The following is a 19,450-nucleotide window of genomic DNA, read 5'->3' as shown; positions in this document are numbered from 1 at the left end:
ATCCCCCCTTCCAGAATGGCTATGATGCCATGTTCAAAGCCTCAAGTCGGCAGTATCTTCCGCTCTCCGGTCAGGACGGGGATATAGCCAGGTAAATAAGAGCGTGGCCGCGATCATTCCCGCCAGCTGGGCAAGCACAAAGCCCATCACACCATCCGGGCTGATGCCGGCGAAGGTATTCGTCATGGCGCGCGCCACCGTGACGGCGGGATTGGCAAAGGAAGTCGATGCCGTGAACCAGTAAGCACTCGTGATATACAAGGCCACCGAATGGCTCGTCACGGCGGGTTTCGTACGCGAACAGGCAATGATCGTGGCTAGCAGGCCGAAAGTCGCCACGGCTTCGCTCCACCATTGCGCCAAGCCCGAGCGCACATGCGTGGAGGCTGTGAACAAGGGCTCGCCGAACATGAGGTGGGCACAGGCCACGCCCGCAACGGCGCCAGCAAACTGCGCAGCAAGATAAGGCAGGATCCAGCGGCGAGGGAAATTGCCCTGCCAGGCTTCCGACAGCGTGACAACAGGATTGAAATGCGCCCCCGACACGGGGCCGAAGATGTGGATCAGCACCACCAGCCCCGCCCCGGTGGCGACTGCATTGGCCAGCAGCGCGATCGCGGTATTGCCGCCCGCCAGCCGCTCGCCCATGATGCCCGATCCCACGACGACAGCGAGCAGCAACGCCGTGCCCAGCCCCTCCGCGACAACGCGCCTCGCGCCGCTCATGCCGCCGCTTCCCCGATTTCACGCAATGCCGCGCGCACGGCATCGGGCTCCATCGTTTCCAAGGACAGGCCAGCGAATTTCCGGATGCGGCGCTCGATCTGGCCGTAGATGTGGGCAAAGGCCGCGCGCTTGTCTTCGTCTGTGCCGTCAACGGCGGCCGGGTCTTCAAAGCTCCAGTGCGCCGTTGCGGGATGGCCCGGCCAATGAGGGCAGATCTCGCCGGCTGCGTTGTCGCACACGGTGACGATGAAATCCATACGCGGCGCATCGGCGCGCGCGAACTCGTCCCAGCTCTTGCTGCGCAAGTCCGTTGCGGCGACGCCCGACGCGGCAAGCTGCGCGACCGCGAAAGGATTCACCTTCCCCACCGGGCGGCTGCCTGCACTGAATCCGGCTATGCGGCCGCGGCCCAGGTGAGTGGCCAGACATTCGGCCATGATGCTGCGCGCGGAATTCCCGGTACAGAGGAAAAGGATGTTGTAAGTCCTGTCCATGGCATCCCGTATCAGCAGCAGGAGGGTTCGGCACGGCTTGCGGGCGTGCAGCAGGCCGCCGCCTGCACCCTGGACGATTCGGCGTTCCCGCCGTAGACAGGAATCGAATCAAGGGTATGGAAGGTCTCCCACGCGACGCCCGCAGGATCGTTTACCCAGTACTTGTCCGATTTGGCATAGCAGCAGGCGGCATTCTCTTCTTCCAGCACCGGTGCATGGAGCTTGACGAGCCGCTGCTGCATCTCGCCCAGTTCGGCGGCGGACTCTACCTGAATACCGAGGTGGTTGACGCCAGCCATCCGGCCGCGCTGGGAAATGGCGAAGTTCACCATGGGATCGTCCAGCATCCATTTGGCGTAGTCCGGCTTCACCACGGTTGGCATGGAGCCGAACATGGTGGAATAGAAGTCGATGCCGGCTTGCAGCTGATCGACAGAGACGTGGACGTGTAGACGTTTCATGATTGCTCTCCTTCGGGGTTGGGGCAGCATTGCGCCGCGGGGCTGCACGGGTTTCCTCCGCAGCAGTTCTCGGTAAGGAAACCCAGCAGTTCGTTCATGGTGGCGAAGTTCGCCGTGTAGATCAGGGAGCGGCCCGCCTTCGTCTGCGTGGCAAGGTGGGCCGAGCTCAGTTCTTTGAGGTGGAACGACAGGGAGGAAGCCGGTATGGCGAGTACCTCTGCAATACGGCTGGGAGCCATGCCTTCCGGCCCGGCTTGTACCAGCAGGCGAAATACGGCAAGCCGGGAGTCCTGGGCAAGGGCAGACAAGGCCGCGATGGCGGATTTATTTTCCATTATTCCGGTACTATCGAATTACAATAATTCTATATTAGTCGAAATATCGAATCATTGCAAGCACTCCCGGCATGCGACAATCGAATTTCCTACCGAACCGGAGACACCCTTGGTCCGCAATGCGCAAGCCGCAGACGCCCCTGCCCTGGCGGCGATCTACAACCACTACGTCCTGAACAGCACCATCACATTCGAAGAGACGGCGGTGCCGTCCGATGAAATGGCCAGGCGGGTGGATTCCGTTCAGGCGGCCGGATTGCCCTGGCTGGTGTACGAAATCGATGGCAGCGCAGTGGGCTATGCCTACGCCACCAAATGGCGGGAGCGCTCGGCCTATCGCTTCTCGGTCGAAAGCACCGTCTATGTCCGGCACGACCGGCATGGGCACGGGATCGCGCGCCAACTGTATGCGCAGCTGCTCGCGGCCTTGCACGCGAATGGCGTGCATGTCGTCATCGGCGGTATCGCACAGCCGAATACGGCAAGCGTTGCACTGCATGAAGCGATGGGATTCGAACGGGTGGCGCTGTTCCGTGAAGTGGGGCGAAAGTTCGACCGCTGGGTCGATGTGGGCTACTGGCAGAAACTACTTGTTGGCTGAGCGCGCTGCCTTTTGATCACTTCGCAATTGTCGCTGCTCGCACGCAACGAAACGCGATGCTCGTTTGCCTGCGAAGCATGAGACAGGTATGCTAGGACCAAGAAACAGATCTTCCCGCAGAAGACCGGTCCTTGACGTGTTTGCCACGCGCTGAAGCCATGCCTGATAACTTCCACATATCGGTAGATCAACTGCAGGTCGGGCTCTATATCCATCTCGATTTGAAATGGTTCGAGCATCCTTTTGCGTTCAGCCATTTCAAGATCAAAACCGAGGAGCAGCTCCGGACCATCCAGGGCCTGGGGCTGAAGACCGTCCGCTACGATCCCGCCCTGAGCGATGTCAGCCCGGCCCCTCCCCGCGCAGCCGCTCCGGCCGCACAGGCGGCGCAGGCCGCAACCCCCGTGCCGCCCGCCGCCCGGCCCGATTCGCCGGAACTTCAGGCGAAGAAGGCCATGATGGCGCGCATCAAGGCGCAGCGCGATAACGCCGCGCGCATCGAGCAGGCCTTCATCAACGCATCCAAGGCCATTCGCGAAATCGACAAGCATCTCTATTCCCAGCCTGCGGAGAGCCTGAACAAGGCCAACCAGCTGATCACGCAGATCGTCGATCTCGTGCTGGCCGCACCGGAACTGGCCGTCCATGTGATGGGCGACAAGATGGGCGGCGAAGAGGTCTACCATCACTCGCTGAACGTGACCATGCTGTCCATGATGATGGCGCGCGACATCAAGCTGCCGCAGCAGGTGGCAGGCGTGCTGGCCATGGGCGCCCTGATGCACGACGTGGGCGAGAAGAACGTCCCCGACAAGATCCGCATGAAGCTGGACCCGTGGACGGCCGCCGAAAGGAAGGTCTACGAAATGCACTGCCAGTACGGGGTGGAGATCGGCGAGCGCCTCGGCATTCCGCCCGCCGCCATGTCCATCATCCGCGACCATCATGAAATGTTCGACGGCTCCGGCTATCCCGCAGGCCTGAAAGGCGAGGCGATCGGCATCCTGCCGCGCATCGTCGCCATCGCGAACTTTTACGATGAACTGTGCAATCCCCTGAACGTGGCCGCCGCGCTCACGCCGCACGAGGCGCTGTCCATGATGTTCGCCAAGCTGCGCGGGAAGTTCGATCCCAAGCTCCTGCAGGTGTTCATCCGCTGCCTGGGCGTCTACCCGCCCGGAAGCATCGTCCAGCTGTCGAACGGCGTGATCGGCATGGTCGCCACCATCAACACGGCCAAGCCGATGAAGCCTGTCCTCGTCATCTACGATGCGGACGTTCCGAAGGACGAAGCCATTCTCTTCGACATGGATCGCGAGTCCGATGTGAACATCGTGAAGTCCATCCGCCCGGCGCAGGTGCCGAAGGAGATCTATCTTTACCTGAGCCCCCGCAAGCGGGTCAGCTACTACTTCGATGCAAGCTCCGGGGCGGCCGCTTCATGAACAGCCTGCAGCAGCTGATGCTCGATCACAGCCCGCACATGATGCTGCTGGTGGAGCCAAGCGACCTGCGCATCATCCACGTCAACCGCGTTGCATCGCAAGTGCTCGGCTACAGCGTGGATCAGCTGCTCAGCATGAGCATCACCGATATCGAGAGCTCGCTGCAGGACGTGTTCTACTGGGAGGATGCGCGCAACGGCCAGTATCTGGCCATCGACTCCCAGCAAGGCGAATACCAGCGCGCGGACGGTTCGCTGCTGACGGTCACCAAATTCATCCGCATCGTGGACTACGAGGACCGCCGCCTGCTGCTGGTGCAGGCGCGCGATATCCAACAGGAGCGGCAGGTGGAGGACGCGCTGGAGCAGACCCTGTCGCAGCTGCGTGCCACGCTGGAATCGACCGGTAACGGCATCCTCGTGCTGGACTGGCACGGCAAGATCACCAGCATGAACCGCCTGTGCAGCACCATGTGGGAAATTCCCGAGGATATGCTGCTGGCGGGCGACGACGGGGCGATCTTCGATTTCCTCTCCGAGCGCGTGGTGGAGTCGGATCTTTGCCGCAGCCGCCTGCACGCGGTCCTGGACAGCAGCGAAGCCGAAGACTTGTTCCGGCTCAAGGACGGCCGCGTGTTCGAATGCCGTTCGCGGCCCCAGTACCTCGGCGAGCGCATTATCGGCCGCGTGTTCGGCTTCACCGATATCACGCAGCGGCAGCTGGCCGAAGAGGCGCTGCGCCAGTCGCGCGACCAGCTCGAAGAACGGGTGCTGGAACGCACAGCGGACCTGCAAAAGGCCAATGCCACCTTGCAAACCGAGAAGGCGCGGCAGGAAGAGCTGATACGGAAACTGGGCGAGGCCCAGAGCCAGCTGCTGCAGTCGGAGAAGATGGCGTCCATCGGCGTGCTGGCCGCCGGCGTGGCGCACGAGATCAACAATCCCATCGGCTTCGTGAACTCCAATGTGGGCACCCTGCGGCGCTATACCGACTCCATGCTCCAGCTGCTGGACGCCTACGAGGCGCACGAACCGGAACTGCGGCCCGAGGGCCAGCAGGAGCTTGCCCGCATCAAGCAGCAGATCGACGCCGCCTTCCTGCGCGAGGACCTGTCCAGCCTGATCGACGAGTCGCTCGATGGGCTGGACCGCGTCAAACGCATCGTGAAAGCGATGAAGGACTTCTCGCACGTGGATTCGGACGGACAGCAGGAGGCCAACCTCGAAGCGGGCCTGGAGAGCACGCTCAACGTCGTGTGGAACGAGATCAAGTACAAGGCGGAAGTGGTGAAGGAGTACGGGAACATACCGCCCATCGTGTGCTTCCCGTCCCAGCTGAACCAGGTGTTCATGAACCTGCTGATCAACGCGGCGCACGCCATCGAAGGCCATGGCCGCATTACCGTGCGCACGGGTTACGACGACGACTACGTGTGGGTCGAGGTGCAGGATACCGGCAAGGGCATCAAGGCGGAACACCTGAACCGCATCTTCGAACCCTTCTTCACCACCAAACCGGTGGGACAGGGCACCGGTCTTGGGCTGGCCCTATCCTACGGCATTGTGCAAAGACATGGAGGGCTCATCGAAGTGCAGAGCACCGTGGGCGCAGGCACCATCTTCAAGGTCGTCATCCCAAGGCGGGGCGCCGCCGCACCCGCAGCCTAGGTCATTCCTCTTCGTTGGGAATGTATCGGAGATAGCCTGCAATTTCCTTCGCCGGTCCCGGCCGGTCATTCGGATGGATGCGCCCTTCGTTGACGGGAACCTCTTCGAAGTCGAACGGGCTTACACCCTTCAGGCAGGCCACGTTTATCCCCAGCTCATTGGGGTTCGAGCGCCGCTGATGATGCGTATAGATGCCGCACTTCGAGCAGAAATAATGCTTTGCCTGGTGCGTATTGAACTGGTACAGCGTCAGCGCCTCCTCGCCCTCGGTGATCTCGATGCCGGTCAGCTCCGCCGTCACCGCCACTGCGCCGCGCATGCTGCAGTAGGAGCAGTTGCAGCGCCTTGCGGAGTGCAGGCCTTCCGGGAGCCGCACATGGAACTTCACTGTACCGCAATGGCAGGCGCCCGCGATCTCTGAAATGTTCTTGTTCATGCTTCGATCCTCTTACGATGTCCGACGAGGATAGCACCGCTTCCTGTAACATGCTGGCAACCTGTTTCGAAGCGGATCAGAATTGAAGAGCATCCTGTTTGGTTCCCTGGTATTCATCGCCCCGTTGGCGGCGGCCCAGCAGCCCTTGCGCGAGACCCAGTGGATACACGGCGTTCCACCAGGGCTGGCGTGCAGCCAGCCCTTGCAGGTGCACGAAGCGGCGCCCGGCATCCATATCATCCGCCAGAATAAATGCGTGAACTTCGAGGCGCCGTTCATGTACCTGATTCTTGGCGAGCGGCGAGCGCTCCTGCTCGATACCGGCGCGGAGCCTGCGAGGGGTATGGAGTTCCCCTTGCTGGAAACGGTGGACAGGCTGGTGCGCTCATGGGAGGCGCAGAAACCCGGGCGCATGGTCAGCCTCCTTGTCGCGCATACGCACAACCACCGCGACCACCGGTTCTTCGACAGCGCTTTCCAATCGCGGCCCAATACCGCAGTTGTCGGCACCAGCGTGGACGAAGTCAAACGCGCTTTCGGCCTGGCGCAATGGCCGGAAGGCGAAGCGGCCATCGACCTCGGGGAACGCTTGCTGACGGTGCTGCCCCTGCCGGGCCATGAGGCGTCCCACCTTGCCTTCTACGACCACCGCAGCGGCGCCCTGTTCAGCGGCGACAGCCTCTATCCGGGCCTGCTGACGGTACGCGACTGGCCTGCCTACCGGCGCAGCATTGCGCGGCTGGCAGCGTTCGCCCAGCGACATTCCGTGACAGCCGTCGCGGGCGCCCATGTCGAGATGAGCAGGCAGCCGGGAAAAATGTATGCCCTGGGGAGTCCTTACCAGCCCGAAGAGCATGTGCTGCTGCTCGATACGGCGCAGCTGAACGAGCTGCACGATGCGCTCGGCGCGCAAGGCGACAAGCCCGCGCGGATCGAGCGGCGCGACTTCATCGTGGAGCCGGTTTCGCCCTGAACCGGCGTCAGGCTGGCTTCTCGACCGTGTAGCGCAGCTCCGCCATGCCCGCCCCCATCTGCTGGGCCGACGTGAGGCGCAACACCGGGCTCAATACCCTGCGGGGAAACAGCGGCTTGCCCTTCCCCAGTGTGGCCGATCCCACCTGCACAATCAGTTCATCGAGCAGGCCCGCATCGTAGAACTGGCCCGCGAGATCGCCCCCGCCAACCACCCAGATGTTCTTGCCGCCTGCTGCGGCCTGCATGGCGGCGTGCGCTTCACGCACATCGCCGCTGACGAAGTGCAGGTCCGCGCCTTCCACCGCTGGCAGCTCCCGGCTGGAGAAAACCCAGGCCGGTTGTGTGTACGGCCATGCCGATCCGGTTTCAGCGGCGACGGCCTCTCCGTTGCGAAGTATCCATTCATAGGTTGCCGAGCCCATGGCCAGGGCCCCGACTTCCGCTATGAAGGCCGGATAGCTGGAGTGTTCCAGATCGCCAAGGGGGAAAAGCCACTCGAGCGAATCGTCTTCGGTCGCGAGGAAGCCATCGAGGCTGGTCGCCGTGTAGTACTGGGTTTTCATTCCTCACCTTTCAGAAGTGCCATATGGTGCACGTCAAAATATTCGCCGCGCAGGCGCCAGGCCTTGCGCTGCGTGCCCTCAAATTCGAAACCGAGGCTTCTGTACAGGGCTTGCGCCACGTGATTGTCCGCCCGCACGGTCAGCTCGATCCGGCTCATGCCATTGTCCACGGCACGGGCGATGGCAGCTTCGATAAGCGAGCGGCCCGGCATCGAGAACGCGCTGATAGTAGCCATGCGTCGCTTCTTCCGTACCGGCGCGGCAGAAGGCCATGAACCGCTCTTCGCGGCACACTGCGTCGAACACATGGTGCAGGCGCGCGAAGTGCGCCGGATTCAATGCCTCGATGCGGATCGTCATCGGCTCACCACATCAGGTCATCGGGGATCTGGAAGGCGGCGTAGGGATCGTCCTCGTCCGGCTGGGAGGTAGGCTTGTTCACGCGCACGACAAGGGAAGGATCGCGCTCGGCGATCTTGTCCGCGACGCCGCGGGGAACCAGTTCGACGGCGCCATCGAGGCATACGATCACGAGGCGGCCCGCCACGAGGTGCTCGCGTATGGCCGCGGACACGTAGATGCGTTCGATCTTCGTGCCGTGAGTGAAGTTGTAGGCGATATCGCCATTGCCCTTGCTCTGGCGGTTCTGCTGCACCATCTGCGCGATCTGCGCCATGATCGCCTTCTGCTGCGCGGCGGCGTCGCGCTGGGCATTGAGCTCGCGCGCCCGCTCGGCGTTCTTGCGCTGCGCCTCCTGCGCCGCCAGCTTCGCCTCATCGACGCTCTCCACGCCGCTGCGGCGTTCGTCGTTCTTCTGCTTCGTCTTGTCGTGAATGGCCTGCTTGGCCTTCTTCTTGTCGATCAAACCCGCCTTCAGGAGTTGATCCTGCAATGAAACCATGTGAATGCCCCTGCGTCGCAAAACCGACAGCATAGCAAACTGGCTCACTGGCGGATGAGTTATAGTGGAAGCCATGCGAACACTCCTGTTCACACTCCTTGCTGGCGCAGCCCTTCAGGCAGCTGGCGCCGAAACCTGGCTGGTGAAGCTCGACCGCTGGGGCAATCCCTCGTTCATGACCCTGCACCTGGAGGATGATGGAGGCCGCCTGTCCGGCACGCTCGATGGCGACCGCCTCGCAGGCACCCACAAGGATGGCGAGTGGACCTTCAGTGTCTTGGACAAATCCGGCAAACGCTACGAATACATGGGCCGCACTGTGTCCGGCAGCCTGCAAGGCAGTGCCGACTTCCCCGACACCAACGACGCAAAGGCACGCGCCAGCCACCGTTTCACGGCGCGACGCCTCCCCGAACGCCAATCCACAACCCCTCGGCGGCACGAGTACCTGCCCACTGACTACTCGAACGAATTCAGCGCCACGCGCCAGCCGGTTCTCACCATCTGGCCCGGCGATACGGTGCACACCAAAAGGATTTCAATGAAGTCGTCGAGGGCAATACGGTCTACCTGCCGGTGCAGCAGCCGGGCGCCCTGCTCTATCTTGGCGATGCGCATGCGCTCCAGGGCGACGGCGAAACCTCGCAGTACGCGCTCGAAACGTCGATGGACGTGGAGTTCACCGTGGACCTTGTCAAGGGCAGAGCCATCGGCATGCCGCGCGTCGAATCGCCGGCGCAGATCATGACGCTGGGGCAGGCTGGTTCACTCGACGACGCCTTGCGCATGGCTACGGCAGGCATGGCGCAGTGGCTGCAGCAGGACTACGGCTTGAGCCTCTCCGACAGCGCGGTCGTCCTTGGCAGCGCAGTGCAATACTCCGTCGCCAACCTCGCGGGCCGGAGCGTCGGCGTTGCGGCAAAGCTGAACAAGGCCCTCCTGCCGCGGCGCTAAGGCATACCGTCGATCCTGGCGACCGCATTGACGGAAAGCCCTCAGGGCCCCGTCGTGCGCTTCACGTGCTTCATGATGTTGAGGAAGGTGTCGGTCCAGTAGGTCTTGCGGTTGGCGGCGAGGTAGGCCAGCAGCTCCTCGTGGGCCTCCTTCGAGATCGTGAGGTAATCGCCGCCGATGCCATGGAAAGTGAAGTTGACCATGGTGCCGCGCTCGGCGGCCTGCTTCACGATGGCGATCAGTTCCTTCCCGCTCATCCCTACCGGCGCTGATACCGCTACTGCATACGGATCGAGCCCCGTCATGGACTCGATGACGGCCGGCCCCGTTCCTGCCTTGATGGCCACGAAGGCCGGCTGCACGGCGGGCAGGTACTTCTCCCCTTTCGCCTCCATGTCGCCGCACGGCGCGGTCATGGTGCGTTCGCGCCTGCCGTCGATGGCGTAAAGCATGGTGTTGGCAAGCAGGACCTGGTCCTTCATCTGGGCGACGCTGGTGCTGTCGATATCGCGGTGCGCCTCCACCCACTCGCGCCCCGGCTTCGAATGCGAGCATTGATGGAACAGGGTGTGGTTGCCCAGTTCGTGTCCGCGTTTCGCCGCCGCGCGCCATTCCGCCATGCGCCTGTCTACCGCCGGGTTGGACAGCTGGAGATAAAAGCTCCCGCGCAGGCCATGCCGGTTCAGCGCGGGAATCGCATTGTCGAGCTGGGAGTCCAGCGCATCGTCGTAGGCCAGGCTGACCGCTGCGCGCGCCCCATGCGGCCAGGCGAAGCCTGCGTCGGCGGCCGCAGCCAGACCGGGCGCCAGCGCGCATCCCAGAAGGACGGGAAACAGGTATTTCTTCATTGCGCAACCTTTCATCCGGAAACGTTACCAATCATGCGCCGCTCAACATTGGCGTGTCAACAACGCATTGCCTGCTTCGAATTGACTTGCGATTTCGAGAAGTGATATATCTGTCATATTGAGTGGAAACCATTCCAATCCCGGAGACAGCGGTATGAGGAAGCTTCTTGCATTGTCCCTGCTGACCGCTTGCGGCGGCACGACCGACGCGGCCATGCCTGCAGCGGAACCGCCTCCAGCCTACAGGCTGGTCTGGGCTGACGAATTCGACAAGGACGGGCTGCCCGACTCCGCACGCTGGGATTACGACACCGAGTTCAATCAGCGGGGCTGGTTCAACAACGAAAAGCAGTACTACAGCAAGGGGCGCCTGGAAAACGCCCGCGTCGAGAATGGCAAACTGATCATCACGGCGCGCAAGGAGGAGCTGCGCAGCACGGCGGACTGGGGAGGCCAGAAGTACAGCTCGGCGCGCCTGCTCACGCGCGGCAAGGCCAGCTGGACCTACGGCATGGTCGAGGTGCGCGCCAAGCTGCCTTGCGCGGTGGGCAGCTGGCCCGCGATCTGGATGCTGGGCACAAAGGGCAGATGGCCGGAAGACGGCGAGATCGACATCATGGAGCACGTCGGCAAGGAGCCCAACGTCATCCTGGGCAGCATCTACACGGGGGCGTACAACTGGCCGAAGAATACGCCCATCACGACGAAGACGCCGGTGCCCGATGTCTGCGGCAGCTTCCACACCTACCAGCTCACATGGACTCCGGAGCGCATGGATATCGGGGTCGACGGCCGCAACTACCAGCAGCTGGTGAAGGCAAAGGATGCCGACTACCAGAAATGGCCTTTCGACCAGCCGCAGTACCTCCTGCTGAATCTGGCGGTGGGCGGCGACCTGGGCGGGCCCGTGGACGACAGCAGCTTTCCCTGGCAATTCGAAATCGATTATGTGCGCGTCTACCAGCGTTGAGCGTGGCGGCTGCACAACCCGCGCTGTAGCAAAACTGTCAAAAAACTGACAGAAAGGAATCTTCCGTTGACATTTCATTTCACCAAACATAAGATTTAGCAAATCAGAGATGGAAACGTTTCCAATATCAGAGCAGCGAGGCGGGAACGGCCAATAAATCCAGAGGGCAGAGCTGGATCAACCGGGTAGCAAATCGATAAAAATGGGAGACCAAATGCAATATCCGAAGGCAAGACTTAAACTCATGAGCCTGGCAGTGGCCAGCGCCTGCGCGGCAGCCGCCGTGCCGGCCCATGCTCAGCAGGCCATCCAGGCGCCGGGCCTGACCGGCGATGTGCAGACCGTGGTGGTGACCGGCATCCGCAGCAGTATGGCCTCGTCCATGGCGCTCAAGCGCAATTCCGACGGTATCGTGGACGGCATCGTCGCCGAGGATATCGGCAAGTTCCCCGACACGAACCTGGCCGAGTCCCTGCAGCGCATTTCGGGCGTGTCCATCGACCGCACGAACGGCGAAGGCGCCAAGATCACCGTGCGCGGCGTGGGCCCCGACTTCAACCTGGTGCTGCTGAACGGCCGCCAGATGCCGACCTCGAACCTCGGTGACCTGAACGGCCGCGCCTTCGACTTCGCCAACCTCGCTTCGGAAGCGATCTCCCAGATCCAGGTCTACAAGACGAGCCGCGCCGAGACCCCGACCGGCGGCATCGGCGCCACCCTGAACGTGATGACCGCGCGCCCCCTGAACACCAAGGGAACCGTGGCTTCCGTGGGCGTGAAGGCCGTGCACGACACCTCCGGCTCCAACCTGCCCGGCGATGTGCGCGAAGGCGCCGACAAGATCACGCCGGAAGTCTCCGGCATCTACAGCACCCAGTCGGCCGACGGCCGCTGGGGCGTTGCCATCACGGGCAGCTACCAGGAGCGCAATGCGGGCTTCAACCAGGTTTCCGTTGGCAACGGCTGGCGCGGCCCATTCCGCGGCGACGAGAACAACTGGGGCACCATTCCCCAGCCAGGCCAGCCGGGGTCGGAGAACATCACCAACCGTCCAGGCCCCACCGACATCTACTCGGTGCCGCAGAACCTGAACTACAACATGAACGGCATCCAGCGCCAGCGCACCAACGGCCAGCTGACCCTGCAGTTCGCACCGAACAAGGACCTGACCACCACGCTGGACTACACCTATTCGGAGAACAAGATCCAGACCCGTCGCCAGGACCTGTCGGCATGGTTCAACTTCGGCGCGTCCACCAGCTCCTGGAGCAAGGGCCCGGTCGCCGGCCCCCTGGTCTACACTGAGCTGATCCCTGCCGCCAACAGCGACATCGCCATGGGCGGCGCGAAGTTCGCCACCAAGACGGCGAACAACTCCCTGGGCTTCAACGCGGCATGGAAAGTCAATAACGACCTGCGCCTGGAACTCGATACGCACAAGTCCACCGCCGAATCCAAGGCGGACAGCCCCTTCGGCTCCAGCAACACGCTGGGCACCGCAAGCTTCAGCCGCGGCGACACCACGGCGGACTTCACGCAGGAATTCCCTGTCCTGAGCATCAAGGGCGCTGACTTCAACCGCGCGCCGCAGCAGGTCACCGGGTCGGTCTTCCAGAACGGCTACATGAAGGGCGAAGTGGAACAGACCCAGGTCAAGGGCCGCTGGAAGGTGCTGGAAGCATCGCAGCTGAACTTCGGCGTCACCGCCACCAAGGTGGACAACCGCTCGGCCTTCTCCACCCAGCAGCGCGACACCTGGGGCGGCGCAACCAAGGCTTCGGACTACCCGGCCAGCATGTTCCATGCGGAGACCCTGCGCCAGTACTTCGACAACATGAACGGCAGCGGCAGCCCGAACCTGTTCAACAACTTCTACACCTTCAATTTCGAAGACCTGCGCGCGCAGGCCGCGAAAGCCTCGGGCCTGCCGGACCTGTACCTGCCGAAGACCACCTTCGACACGGACCGCCGCACGGAGGAGAAGTCGAAAGCGGCCTTCCTGCAGTTCAATACGGACTGGGATACCGCCCTGCCCTTGCACACTGCTATCGGCGTGCGCTGGGAGAAGACGGACGTGGTCTCGACGGCGCTGGTGCCCACCGCCACGAGCATCACCTGGGTTTCGCAGAACGAGTTCCCTGTGACCTTCGGCGCTCCGACCTTCACCACCCTGGGCGGCAAGTATCACCACCTGCTGCCAAGCTTCGACTCCGACCTGGACCTGCGCGACGATATGAAGCTGCGCTTCAGCTACGGCGAGACCATCGGGCGTCCGCGCTGGGACCAGATCCAGGGCGGCCAGGTGCTCGATACGCTGGCCCGCGTGAACGGCGGCACGGGCTCCCAGGGCAACCCGGGCCTGCTGCCTGTGAAGTCGAAGAACCTGGACCTGTCCTACGAGTGGTACTACGGCCAGCAGAACTTCTTCTCCCTCGGCTACTTCCGCAAGAACCTGGAGAACTACGCCGGCCAGTCCAAGCAGACGCTCCAGCCCTTCAACCTGCATACGCCGGTGGGCGGCAAGTACTGGAACGCGGCCATCGCCAACGGCTGCGTCACGGCTGACACGACCTGCATCCGCAACTACATCTTCCGCAACTTCAACGGCCAGCCTGGCGTGGTGCGCGGTGCGGACGACCCGGCAGGCAATGCCACCGGCGTGATCACCGGGCAGCCGAGCGATCCGATCGCCAACTTCGAGATCAACAGCTACTCGAACCAGAAGAAGGCGGATCTGTATGGCGCCGAGATCAACGTGCAGCACATGTTCGGCAACACCGGTTTCGGCATCGCGGCGAACTACACCTATGTTCACTCGGGCCTGAAGTACAACAACGCGAGCATCGGCGAGCAGTTCGCGCTGGTTGGCCTGAGCAACTCGGCGAACCTGGTGGGTATCTACGAAAACGCCAAGTGGTCGGCCCGTGTGGCCTACAACTGGCGCGGCGAGTTCCTGTCCGCCACCTTCGACGGCGCAGGTCCCAACCCGAACTACACCGAGCCTTACGGCCAGGTGGACATCAGCGTCGGCTACAACTACAGCGACAAGCTGAGCTTCCAGTTCGAGGTGATCAACGCCACGGATGAAATCCAGCGCATCCACGGCCGCACCAAGAACATGGCGCTGTTCGTGAACCAGAACGGCCCGCGCTACATGGTGGGTGCACGCTACAAGTTCTAATCGCGCCAACAACAAAAAAGGGGCAGGCCTCGCCGAGGATCTGCCCCTTTTTTTCCGTTGTCAGTTAGACTTCAGTAATGAACAGCATGATCAGACATATCGTCGTCGTAGGCGGTGGCTCCGCGGGCTGGCTGGCCGCTGGCGTGATCGCGTCCGCCCACCAGACGGCAAGCGGCCGTGGCCTGAAGGTCACGCTGATCGAATCGCCGGACATCGCCCCCATCGGCGTGGGCGAGGGCACCTGGCCCAGCATGCGGGACACCCTGCACCGCATCGGCGTTTCCGAGTCCGATTTCTTCCGCGAGTGCGACGCCTCGTTCAAGCAGGGGTCGCGCTTCAACGGCTGGGTCACGGGCGCTGGCGGCGACTACTATTTCCACCCTTTCGTCCTGCCGCAAGGCTATGCCGAAACCGATCTCGCGGGCGAATGGCGGCGCCGCTATCCGGGCGTTCCCTTCGCCGACCTGGTGAGCTTCCAGCCCCACCTGTGCGTCAACGGCCGCGCGCCCAAGCAGCCCGGCACCCCGGAATTCGCCGCCGTGGCGAACTACGGCTACCACCTGGACGCGGGCAGATTCGGCGTCTTCCTGCGCAAGCACTGCCTGGAGAAGCTTGGGGTGAACTATGTGCCGGACAATGTCACCGGCGTGCGCTCCCACGAAAACGGCGACATCGCGGCGCTGGAAACGCAGCAGCATGGCCTGCTGGAGGGGGACCTGTTCGTGGACTGCAGCGGCATGCGCTCCATGCTGCTCGGCCAGCACTATGGCGTGCCCCTCGTTCCGCAGAAGCATGTGCTGTTCAACGACAGCGCCCTCGCCGTGCAGATTCCCTACCCGGCCGAGAACAGCCCCATCGCCTCCCAGACCACCTCCACCGCCCAGAGCTGCGGCTGGATCTGGGATATCGGCCTGCCTACCCGGCGCGGCATCGGCCACGTGTACTCCAGCGCCCATATTTCGGACGACCGCGCCGAGGCCGAACTGCGTGCCTATATTGCCGCCTCGGGCGGCCCGGAGGACATTCCCTCGCCGCGCAAGCTCAGTTTCGAACCGGGCTACCGCAAGGAATTCTGGCACCGCAACTGCGTCGCCATCGGCCTCTCCGCTGGCTTCATCGAACCGCTGGAGGCGTCGGCCCTGGCCCTGGTGGAGCTGTCCGCCGCCATGCTGGCCGACGAAATGCCGGTCACGCGCGAGGAGATGGCGATTGCGGCCCGCCGCTTCAACGACGCTTTCAGCTACCGCTGGGAGCGCGTGATCGACTTCCTGAAGCTGCACTATGTTCTCAGCCGCCGCAGCGATTCGCCGTACTGGCAGGACAACCGCGACACCGTCCCCGAACGCCTGGGCGAGCTGCTCACCCTGTGGCGCCACCGTTCACCCTCGCGCTACGATTTCTACCGCATCGAGGAGGTCTTCCCCTCCGCCAGCTACCAGTACATCCTGTACGGCATGGGCTTCCGCACCGAGGAGGGCACCGCCCGCCTGCCGGGACAGGAAGAGCAGGCGGACGGCTTCTTCCGCGAGGCGGCGAACCTCACGCGCAAGATGCTGGGCGGCCTGCCCTCCAACCGCGAACTGATCGAGCATATCCGGCGCCACGGCCTGCCGGTCATCTGACAATAACCAGAGAGAGACATCCATGAGCAATCCAGTCCTGCTGAACAACGTGCAGCACAAGAACCTGCGCATCATCACGAAGCGCGGCGCCGAGTATGGCGACAACGTGATGTTCGCGCTGACCTTCCCTTCCGAATTCCGCACGCTGCAGGCGCACTACCCCATCGTGTTCCGCAAATCGGACGATGGCACGAGCTTCGAGCCGGTAGCCCTGTTCGGCCTGCAGGAAGGCGAGAACCTCTTCCTGACCGGGGATGGATGGGACGCCACCGACCTGCCGCTGCTGATCGAACGCCAGCCTTTCCTGATCGGCCGCAACGGCGAAGAGCTCATGATGCATGTGGACATGGACAGCCCGCGCGTGAGCGGCAGCGAAGGCGAAGCGGTATTCCTCCCGCACGGCGGCTCCAGCGGCTACCTGGAGCGCATGAATTCCGTGCTGCTGGCCATCCACCAGGGCATCCAGGGCACCGCCGGCTTCGTGGACGCGCTCAAGGAGCACAACCTGCTCGAATCCTTTGTGGTCGACATCGAACTCGATAGCGGCGCCCAGGGCCGCCTGTCCGGCTTCTACACCATCCACGAGGAGCGCCTGGCCGCCCTGGATGGCGCGGCGCTGGAGCGCCTGCACAAGACGGGCTACCTGCAGGCCATTTACATGGTGGTGGCTTCCATGTCCAATTTCCGCGTGCTGATCGACCGCAAGAACCGAGCCGATGCTGCCTCCCGCTAGATATGTCCGGGATATCGAAGGCGTCACCCCGCAGACGCTGACTGCCGAAATCCTCGCTTCCACCGAGCCCCTGCTGCTGCGCGGCCTGGTGAAGCACTGGCCCATGGTGAGGGCCGGACGCGAATCGCCGCAGGCGGCGGACAGCTACCTGCGCCGCTTCTACCGCGACGCCAGCGTGGTCGCCATGCTCGGTGCGCCGGAGATGCAGGGCCGCTTCTTCTACAACGAGGACCTGAGCGGCTTCAATTTCAGCCCCGTGCGGGCCCGCCTGGACGCGGTGCTGGCCGAGCTGCGCGACCACTACGGCGACGCGCAGCCGCCCGCCATCTACGTGGGCTCCACCACGGTGGACACCTGCCTGCCCGGCTTCCGGGAGGAGAACGATGTGGACCTCGGCGGGCGCGATGCGCTCATGAGCGTCTGGATCGGCAACCAGACCCGCATCGCCGCCCATTACGACCTGCCGGACAACCTGGCCTGCGTGGCCGTGGGCCACCGCCGCTTCACCCTCTTCCCGCCGGAGCAGGTGGGGAACCTGTATGTGGGGCCGCTGGACTTCACGCCCGCGGGCCAGGCCATCAGCCTGGTGGACTTCGCCCGGCCCGACCTGGAGAAGCATCCGAAATTCGCCGAGGCCATGCGCCATGCCCAGGTTGCCGAGATGCGCCCGGGCGACGCCCTGTTCATCCCCAGCATGTGGTGGCATCACGTGGAGGCGCTGGACCGCCTGAACGTGCTGGTCAACTACTGGTGGCGCCAGTCGCCGGAGCATATGGACACGCCCACCAACGCCCTGATGCACGCCCTCATGAGCGTGCGGGACCTGCCGAAGGAGCAGCGCAAGGCCTGGCAGGAACTGTTCCGCCACTACGTGTTCGAAGCGGACGAGGACACCGCGGGCCATATCCCGGCCGGCGCCCGCCGCATCCTGGCGCCGCTGAACGCAGACGCCACGCGCGAGCTGCGCGCGCAACTACTGAAAAGAATGAACCGCTGAGAGGAGACCTCATGCAAGAAACGAATGCGAACGCAGAACGCCGCCCCATCCGCCGCGTCGTCATCGCGGGCGGCGGCACCGCCGGCTGGATGGTGGCGGCGGGCCTGTCCAAGACCCTCGGCAAGATCCTGGACATCAAGCTGATCGAGTCGGACGAAATCGGCACTGTGGGCGTGGGCGAAGCGACCATTCCCACGCTGATGAACTTCCACAACCTGCTGGAGCTCAACGAGCAGGAGTTCATGGCCGCCACCATGGCCACCTTCAAGCTGGGCATCAGCTTCGAGAACTGGCGCAACGTCAACGAAGACTATATTCACTCCTTCGGCCTTACCGGCACGGACCACTGGACCGCAGGCTTCCAGCACTTCTGGCACAAGGGCCGCGAGCGCCGCCTGGCCACGGACTACGGCGACTACTGCCTGGAGCTGAAGGCCGCCCAGGAGCGCCGCTTCGCCCACCTGCCGCGCAATGGCCTGAACTACGCCTACCACATGGACGCCTCGCGCTACGCGAAGTTCCTGCGTACCTTCTCGGAGGGCTTCGGCGCCCAGCGCATCGAAGGCAAGATCGCGGAAGTGAAAACCGATCCGGCCAGCGGCGACATCCGCTCCCTGCGCCTCGATTCAGGCGCCGAGATCGAGGGCGACCTGTTCATCGACTGCACGGGTTTCCGCGGCCTGCTGATCGGGCAGACCCTGGGCGTGGAATACCAGGACTGGTCGCACTGGCTGTTCAACGACAGCGCGGTGGCAGTGCAGACCGCATCCGTGGGCGACGCCGTGCCCTACACCCGCGCCATCGCGCGCGAATCCGGCTGGCAGTGGCGCATTCCGCTGCAGCACCGCGTGGGCAACGGGCTGGTGTTCTCCAGCCGCTATCAGGACGAGGATTCGGCCGTCCGCACCCTGCTGTCGAATATCGAAGGCGAGGCGCTGATCCAGCCGCGCGTCATCAAGTTCAAGCCCGGCCAGCGGCGCGAAACCTGGCGCAGGAACTGCGTCGCCATCGGCCTCGCCTCCGGCTTCCTGGAACCCATCGAGTCGACCAGCATCCACCTGATTCAGCGCGGCATCATCCGCCTGATGCAGATGTTCCCCACCAACGGCATCTTCCAGAGCGATATCGACGAATACAACAGGCAGGCCAACGCCGAAATCGAACATATCCGAGACTTCATCATCCTGCACTACAAGGTGACGAACCGCCAGGACTCGCCCTACTGGCGCGCCTGCCGCGACATGGAGGTGCCGGAGTCGCTGCGCCATCGCATTGAGCTGTTCCGCGAAACGGGCCGCGTCTTCCGCATTCCGAACGAGCTGTTCGCCGAGAACTCCTGGGTCCAGGTGATGCTGGGCCAGGGCATCATGCCCCTGCAGCACCACCAGACGGCGGACCTGATGGGTGATGCGGAACTGGCACACTTCCTGGACGGAATCAAGGCAACCGTGCACAAGACCGTCATGCAGCTTCCCTACCACCAGGCTTATGTGGAAAAATATGCTGGCGTGCCGATGGAGGCCGCTCATATGGGGAAATAA

20 protein-coding genes are annotated in these 19,450 nt (G+C 63.3%); 11 read left to right on the top strand and 9 right to left on the bottom strand.

Annotated features, from left to right (window positions below):
* Window positions 1-33: 33 nt before the first annotated feature.
* The 4 genes from LSQ66_RS00250 to LSQ66_RS00235 are packed head-to-tail and all read right to left on the bottom strand — an operon-like array spanning window position 34 to window position 2,016.
* Window positions 34-726: an aquaporin gene (locus LSQ66_RS00250; protein ID WP_231767832.1), complete on the bottom strand. Its 693-nt coding sequence runs from the start codon at window positions 724-726 to the stop codon at window positions 34-36.
* Window positions 723-1,220 carry an arsenate reductase ArsC gene (locus LSQ66_RS00245; protein WP_231767831.1) on the bottom strand — a complete coding sequence of 166 codons (498 nt, stop codon included), beginning with the start codon at window positions 1,218-1,220 and terminating at the stop codon, window positions 723-725. The genes LSQ66_RS00250 and LSQ66_RS00245 overlap by 4 nt, the downstream gene beginning before the upstream one ends.
* An 11-nt stretch (window positions 1,221-1,231) precedes the next feature.
* Window positions 1,232-1,681, bottom strand: coding sequence for an ArsI/CadI family heavy metal resistance metalloenzyme (locus tag LSQ66_RS00240; protein WP_231767830.1), 450 nt, complete (start codon window positions 1,679-1,681; stop codon window positions 1,232-1,234).
* The gene (locus LSQ66_RS00235) at window positions 1,678-2,016 is read right to left on the bottom strand and encodes an ArsR/SmtB family transcription factor (protein WP_231767829.1); all 339 of its coding nucleotides are present in this window, start codon (window positions 2,014-2,016) and stop codon (window positions 1,678-1,680) included. The genes LSQ66_RS00240 and LSQ66_RS00235 overlap by 4 nt, the downstream gene beginning before the upstream one ends.
* A gap of 109 nt (window positions 2,017-2,125) precedes the next feature.
* On the opposite strand from LSQ66_RS00235, the gene LSQ66_RS00230 reads away from it, so the two are divergent.
* The 3 genes from LSQ66_RS00230 (at window position 2,126) to LSQ66_RS00220 (ending at window position 5,729) form a co-directional block, all read left to right on the top strand.
* Window positions 2,126-2,617 (top strand): arsinothricin resistance N-acetyltransferase ArsN1 family B, encoded by a 492-nt coding sequence (locus LSQ66_RS00230; protein ID WP_231767828.1) that lies wholly within the window; start codon window positions 2,126-2,128, stop codon window positions 2,615-2,617.
* 158 nt (window positions 2,618-2,775) lie between these two features.
* Entirely contained in the window at window positions 2,776-4,062 is a 1,287-nt protein-coding gene (locus LSQ66_RS00225) for an HD-GYP domain-containing protein (protein WP_231767827.1), read from the top strand.
* Window positions 4,059-5,729 carry an ATP-binding protein gene (locus LSQ66_RS00220; protein WP_231767826.1) on the top strand — a complete coding sequence of 557 codons (1,671 nt, stop codon included), beginning with the start codon at window positions 4,059-4,061 and terminating at the stop codon, window positions 5,727-5,729. The genes LSQ66_RS00225 and LSQ66_RS00220 overlap by 4 nt, the downstream gene beginning before the upstream one ends.
* A gap of 1 nt (window position 5,730) precedes the next feature.
* Here LSQ66_RS00220 and LSQ66_RS00215 read toward each other — a convergent pair whose 3' ends face one another.
* Window positions 5,731-6,165: a GFA family protein gene (locus LSQ66_RS00215; RefSeq protein WP_231767825.1), complete on the bottom strand. Its 435-nt coding sequence runs from the start codon at window positions 6,163-6,165 to the stop codon at window positions 5,731-5,733.
* Between the two features lie 82 nt (window positions 6,166-6,247).
* Between LSQ66_RS00215 and LSQ66_RS00210 the strand changes: the two genes are divergently transcribed.
* Window positions 6,248-7,138, top strand: a complete 891-nt coding sequence (locus LSQ66_RS00210) for an MBL fold metallo-hydrolase (protein WP_231767824.1) — start codon at window positions 6,248-6,250, stop codon at window positions 7,136-7,138.
* A gap of 7 nt (window positions 7,139-7,145) precedes the next feature.
* On the opposite strand, the gene LSQ66_RS00205 is transcribed toward LSQ66_RS00210, so the two are convergent.
* From LSQ66_RS00205 to LSQ66_RS00195, 3 genes are all read right to left on the bottom strand, one after another.
* On the bottom strand, window positions 7,146-7,703 hold the full coding sequence (locus LSQ66_RS00205; RefSeq protein ID WP_231767823.1) for a dihydrofolate reductase family protein: 558 nt from the start codon (window positions 7,701-7,703) through the stop codon (window positions 7,146-7,148).
* On the bottom strand, window positions 7,700-7,939 hold the full coding sequence (locus tag LSQ66_RS00200) for a GNAT family N-acetyltransferase (RefSeq protein WP_231767822.1): 240 nt from the start codon (window positions 7,937-7,939) through the stop codon (window positions 7,700-7,702). The genes LSQ66_RS00205 and LSQ66_RS00200 overlap by 4 nt, the downstream gene beginning before the upstream one ends.
* A 128-nt stretch (window positions 7,940-8,067) precedes the next feature.
* Window positions 8,068-8,604 carry a DUF2058 domain-containing protein gene (locus tag LSQ66_RS00195; RefSeq protein WP_231767821.1) on the bottom strand — a complete coding sequence of 179 codons (537 nt, stop codon included), beginning with the start codon at window positions 8,602-8,604 and terminating at the stop codon, window positions 8,068-8,070.
* A 471-nt stretch (window positions 8,605-9,075) separates the two neighbouring features.
* On the opposite strand from LSQ66_RS00195, the gene LSQ66_RS00190 reads away from it, so the two are divergent.
* Entirely contained in the window at window positions 9,076-9,558 is a 483-nt protein-coding gene (locus LSQ66_RS00190) for an acetamidase/formamidase family protein (RefSeq protein WP_307730264.1), read from the top strand.
* A 41-nt stretch (window positions 9,559-9,599) separates the two neighbouring features.
* Here LSQ66_RS00190 and LSQ66_RS00185 read toward each other — a convergent pair whose 3' ends face one another.
* Entirely contained in the window at window positions 9,600-10,406 is an 807-nt protein-coding gene (locus LSQ66_RS00185) for a polysaccharide deacetylase family protein (protein ID WP_231767820.1), read from the bottom strand.
* Window positions 10,407-10,560: 154 nt separating this feature from the next.
* Between LSQ66_RS00185 and LSQ66_RS00180 the strand changes: the two genes are divergently transcribed.
* The 6 genes from LSQ66_RS00180 (at window position 10,561) to LSQ66_RS00155 (ending at window position 19,450) form a co-directional block, all read left to right on the top strand.
* Entirely contained in the window at window positions 10,561-11,376 is an 816-nt protein-coding gene (locus tag LSQ66_RS00180; RefSeq protein WP_231767819.1) for a glycoside hydrolase family 16 protein, read from the top strand.
* 214 nt (window positions 11,377-11,590) lie between these two features.
* Window positions 11,591-14,557, top strand: a complete 2,967-nt coding sequence (locus LSQ66_RS00175) for a TonB-dependent receptor (RefSeq protein ID WP_231767818.1) — start codon at window positions 11,591-11,593, stop codon at window positions 14,555-14,557.
* Window positions 14,558-14,643: 86 nt separating this feature from the next.
* A complete protein-coding gene (locus LSQ66_RS00170) occupies window positions 14,644-16,179 on the top strand; it encodes a tryptophan halogenase family protein (protein ID WP_231767817.1) in 1,536 nt (511 codons plus the stop codon).
* A gap of 22 nt (window positions 16,180-16,201) precedes the next feature.
* Window positions 16,202-16,912 carry a SapC family protein gene (locus LSQ66_RS00165; protein ID WP_231767816.1) on the top strand — a complete coding sequence of 237 codons (711 nt, stop codon included), beginning with the start codon at window positions 16,202-16,204 and terminating at the stop codon, window positions 16,910-16,912.
* Window positions 16,896-17,909 carry a cupin-like domain-containing protein gene (locus LSQ66_RS00160; protein WP_231767815.1) on the top strand — a complete coding sequence of 338 codons (1,014 nt, stop codon included), beginning with the start codon at window positions 16,896-16,898 and terminating at the stop codon, window positions 17,907-17,909. The genes LSQ66_RS00165 and LSQ66_RS00160 overlap by 17 nt, the downstream gene beginning before the upstream one ends.
* An 11-nt stretch (window positions 17,910-17,920) precedes the next feature.
* On the top strand, window positions 17,921-19,450 hold the full coding sequence (locus LSQ66_RS00155) for a tryptophan halogenase family protein (protein ID WP_231767814.1): 1,530 nt from the start codon (window positions 17,921-17,923) through the stop codon (window positions 19,448-19,450).

The sequence above is a fragment of the Massilia endophytica genome (assembly GCF_021165955.1).
Lineage (GTDB): Bacteria > Pseudomonadota > Gammaproteobacteria > Burkholderiales > Burkholderiaceae_D > Rugamonas > Rugamonas endophytica.
Note: the sequence above shows the minus strand (reverse complement) of the source record. Positions and strands in the feature narration are given on the sequence as shown.

What these genes read in the sequence shown, in the direction of transcription:
- LSQ66_RS00170 (WP_231767817.1), top strand. Translation starts at nt 14,644, where the DNA reads ATGATCAGACATATCGTCGTCGTAGGCGGTGGCTCCGCGGGCTGGCTG.
- LSQ66_RS00185 (WP_231767820.1), bottom strand. Translation starts at nt 10,406, where the DNA reads ATGAAGAAATACCTGTTTCCCGTCCTTCTGGGATGCGCGCTGGCGCCC.
- LSQ66_RS00220 (WP_231767826.1), top strand. Translation starts at nt 4,059, where the DNA reads ATGAACAGCCTGCAGCAGCTGATGCTCGATCACAGCCCGCACATGATG.
- LSQ66_RS00235 (WP_231767829.1), bottom strand. Translation starts at nt 2,016, where the DNA reads ATGGAAAATAAATCCGCCATCGCGGCCTTGTCTGCCCTTGCCCAGGAC.
- LSQ66_RS00225 (WP_231767827.1), top strand. Translation starts at nt 2,776, where the DNA reads ATGCCTGATAACTTCCACATATCGGTAGATCAACTGCAGGTCGGGCTC.
- LSQ66_RS00180 (WP_231767819.1), top strand. Translation starts at nt 10,561, where the DNA reads ATGAGGAAGCTTCTTGCATTGTCCCTGCTGACCGCTTGCGGCGGCACG.
- LSQ66_RS00205 (WP_231767823.1), bottom strand. Translation starts at nt 7,703, where the DNA reads ATGAAAACCCAGTACTACACGGCGACCAGCCTCGATGGCTTCCTCGCG.
- LSQ66_RS00165 (WP_231767816.1), top strand. Translation starts at nt 16,202, where the DNA reads ATGAGCAATCCAGTCCTGCTGAACAACGTGCAGCACAAGAACCTGCGC.
- LSQ66_RS00245 (WP_231767831.1), bottom strand. Translation starts at nt 1,220, where the DNA reads ATGGACAGGACTTACAACATCCTTTTCCTCTGTACCGGGAATTCCGCG.
- LSQ66_RS00195 (WP_231767821.1), bottom strand. Translation starts at nt 8,604, where the DNA reads ATGGTTTCATTGCAGGATCAACTCCTGAAGGCGGGTTTGATCGACAAG.
- LSQ66_RS00240 (WP_231767830.1), bottom strand. Translation starts at nt 1,681, where the DNA reads ATGAAACGTCTACACGTCCACGTCTCTGTCGATCAGCTGCAAGCCGGC.
- LSQ66_RS00175 (WP_231767818.1), top strand. Translation starts at nt 11,591, where the DNA reads ATGCAATATCCGAAGGCAAGACTTAAACTCATGAGCCTGGCAGTGGCC.
- LSQ66_RS00215 (WP_231767825.1), bottom strand. Translation starts at nt 6,165, where the DNA reads ATGAACAAGAACATTTCAGAGATCGCGGGCGCCTGCCATTGCGGTACA.
- LSQ66_RS00160 (WP_231767815.1), top strand. Translation starts at nt 16,896, where the DNA reads ATGCTGCCTCCCGCTAGATATGTCCGGGATATCGAAGGCGTCACCCCG.
- LSQ66_RS00250 (WP_231767832.1), bottom strand. Translation starts at nt 726, where the DNA reads ATGAGCGGCGCGAGGCGCGTTGTCGCGGAGGGGCTGGGCACGGCGTTG.
- LSQ66_RS00155 (WP_231767814.1), top strand. Translation starts at nt 17,921, where the DNA reads ATGCAAGAAACGAATGCGAACGCAGAACGCCGCCCCATCCGCCGCGTC.
- LSQ66_RS00200 (WP_231767822.1), bottom strand. Translation starts at nt 7,939, where the DNA reads ATGGCTACTATCAGCGCGTTCTCGATGCCGGGCCGCTCGCTTATCGAA.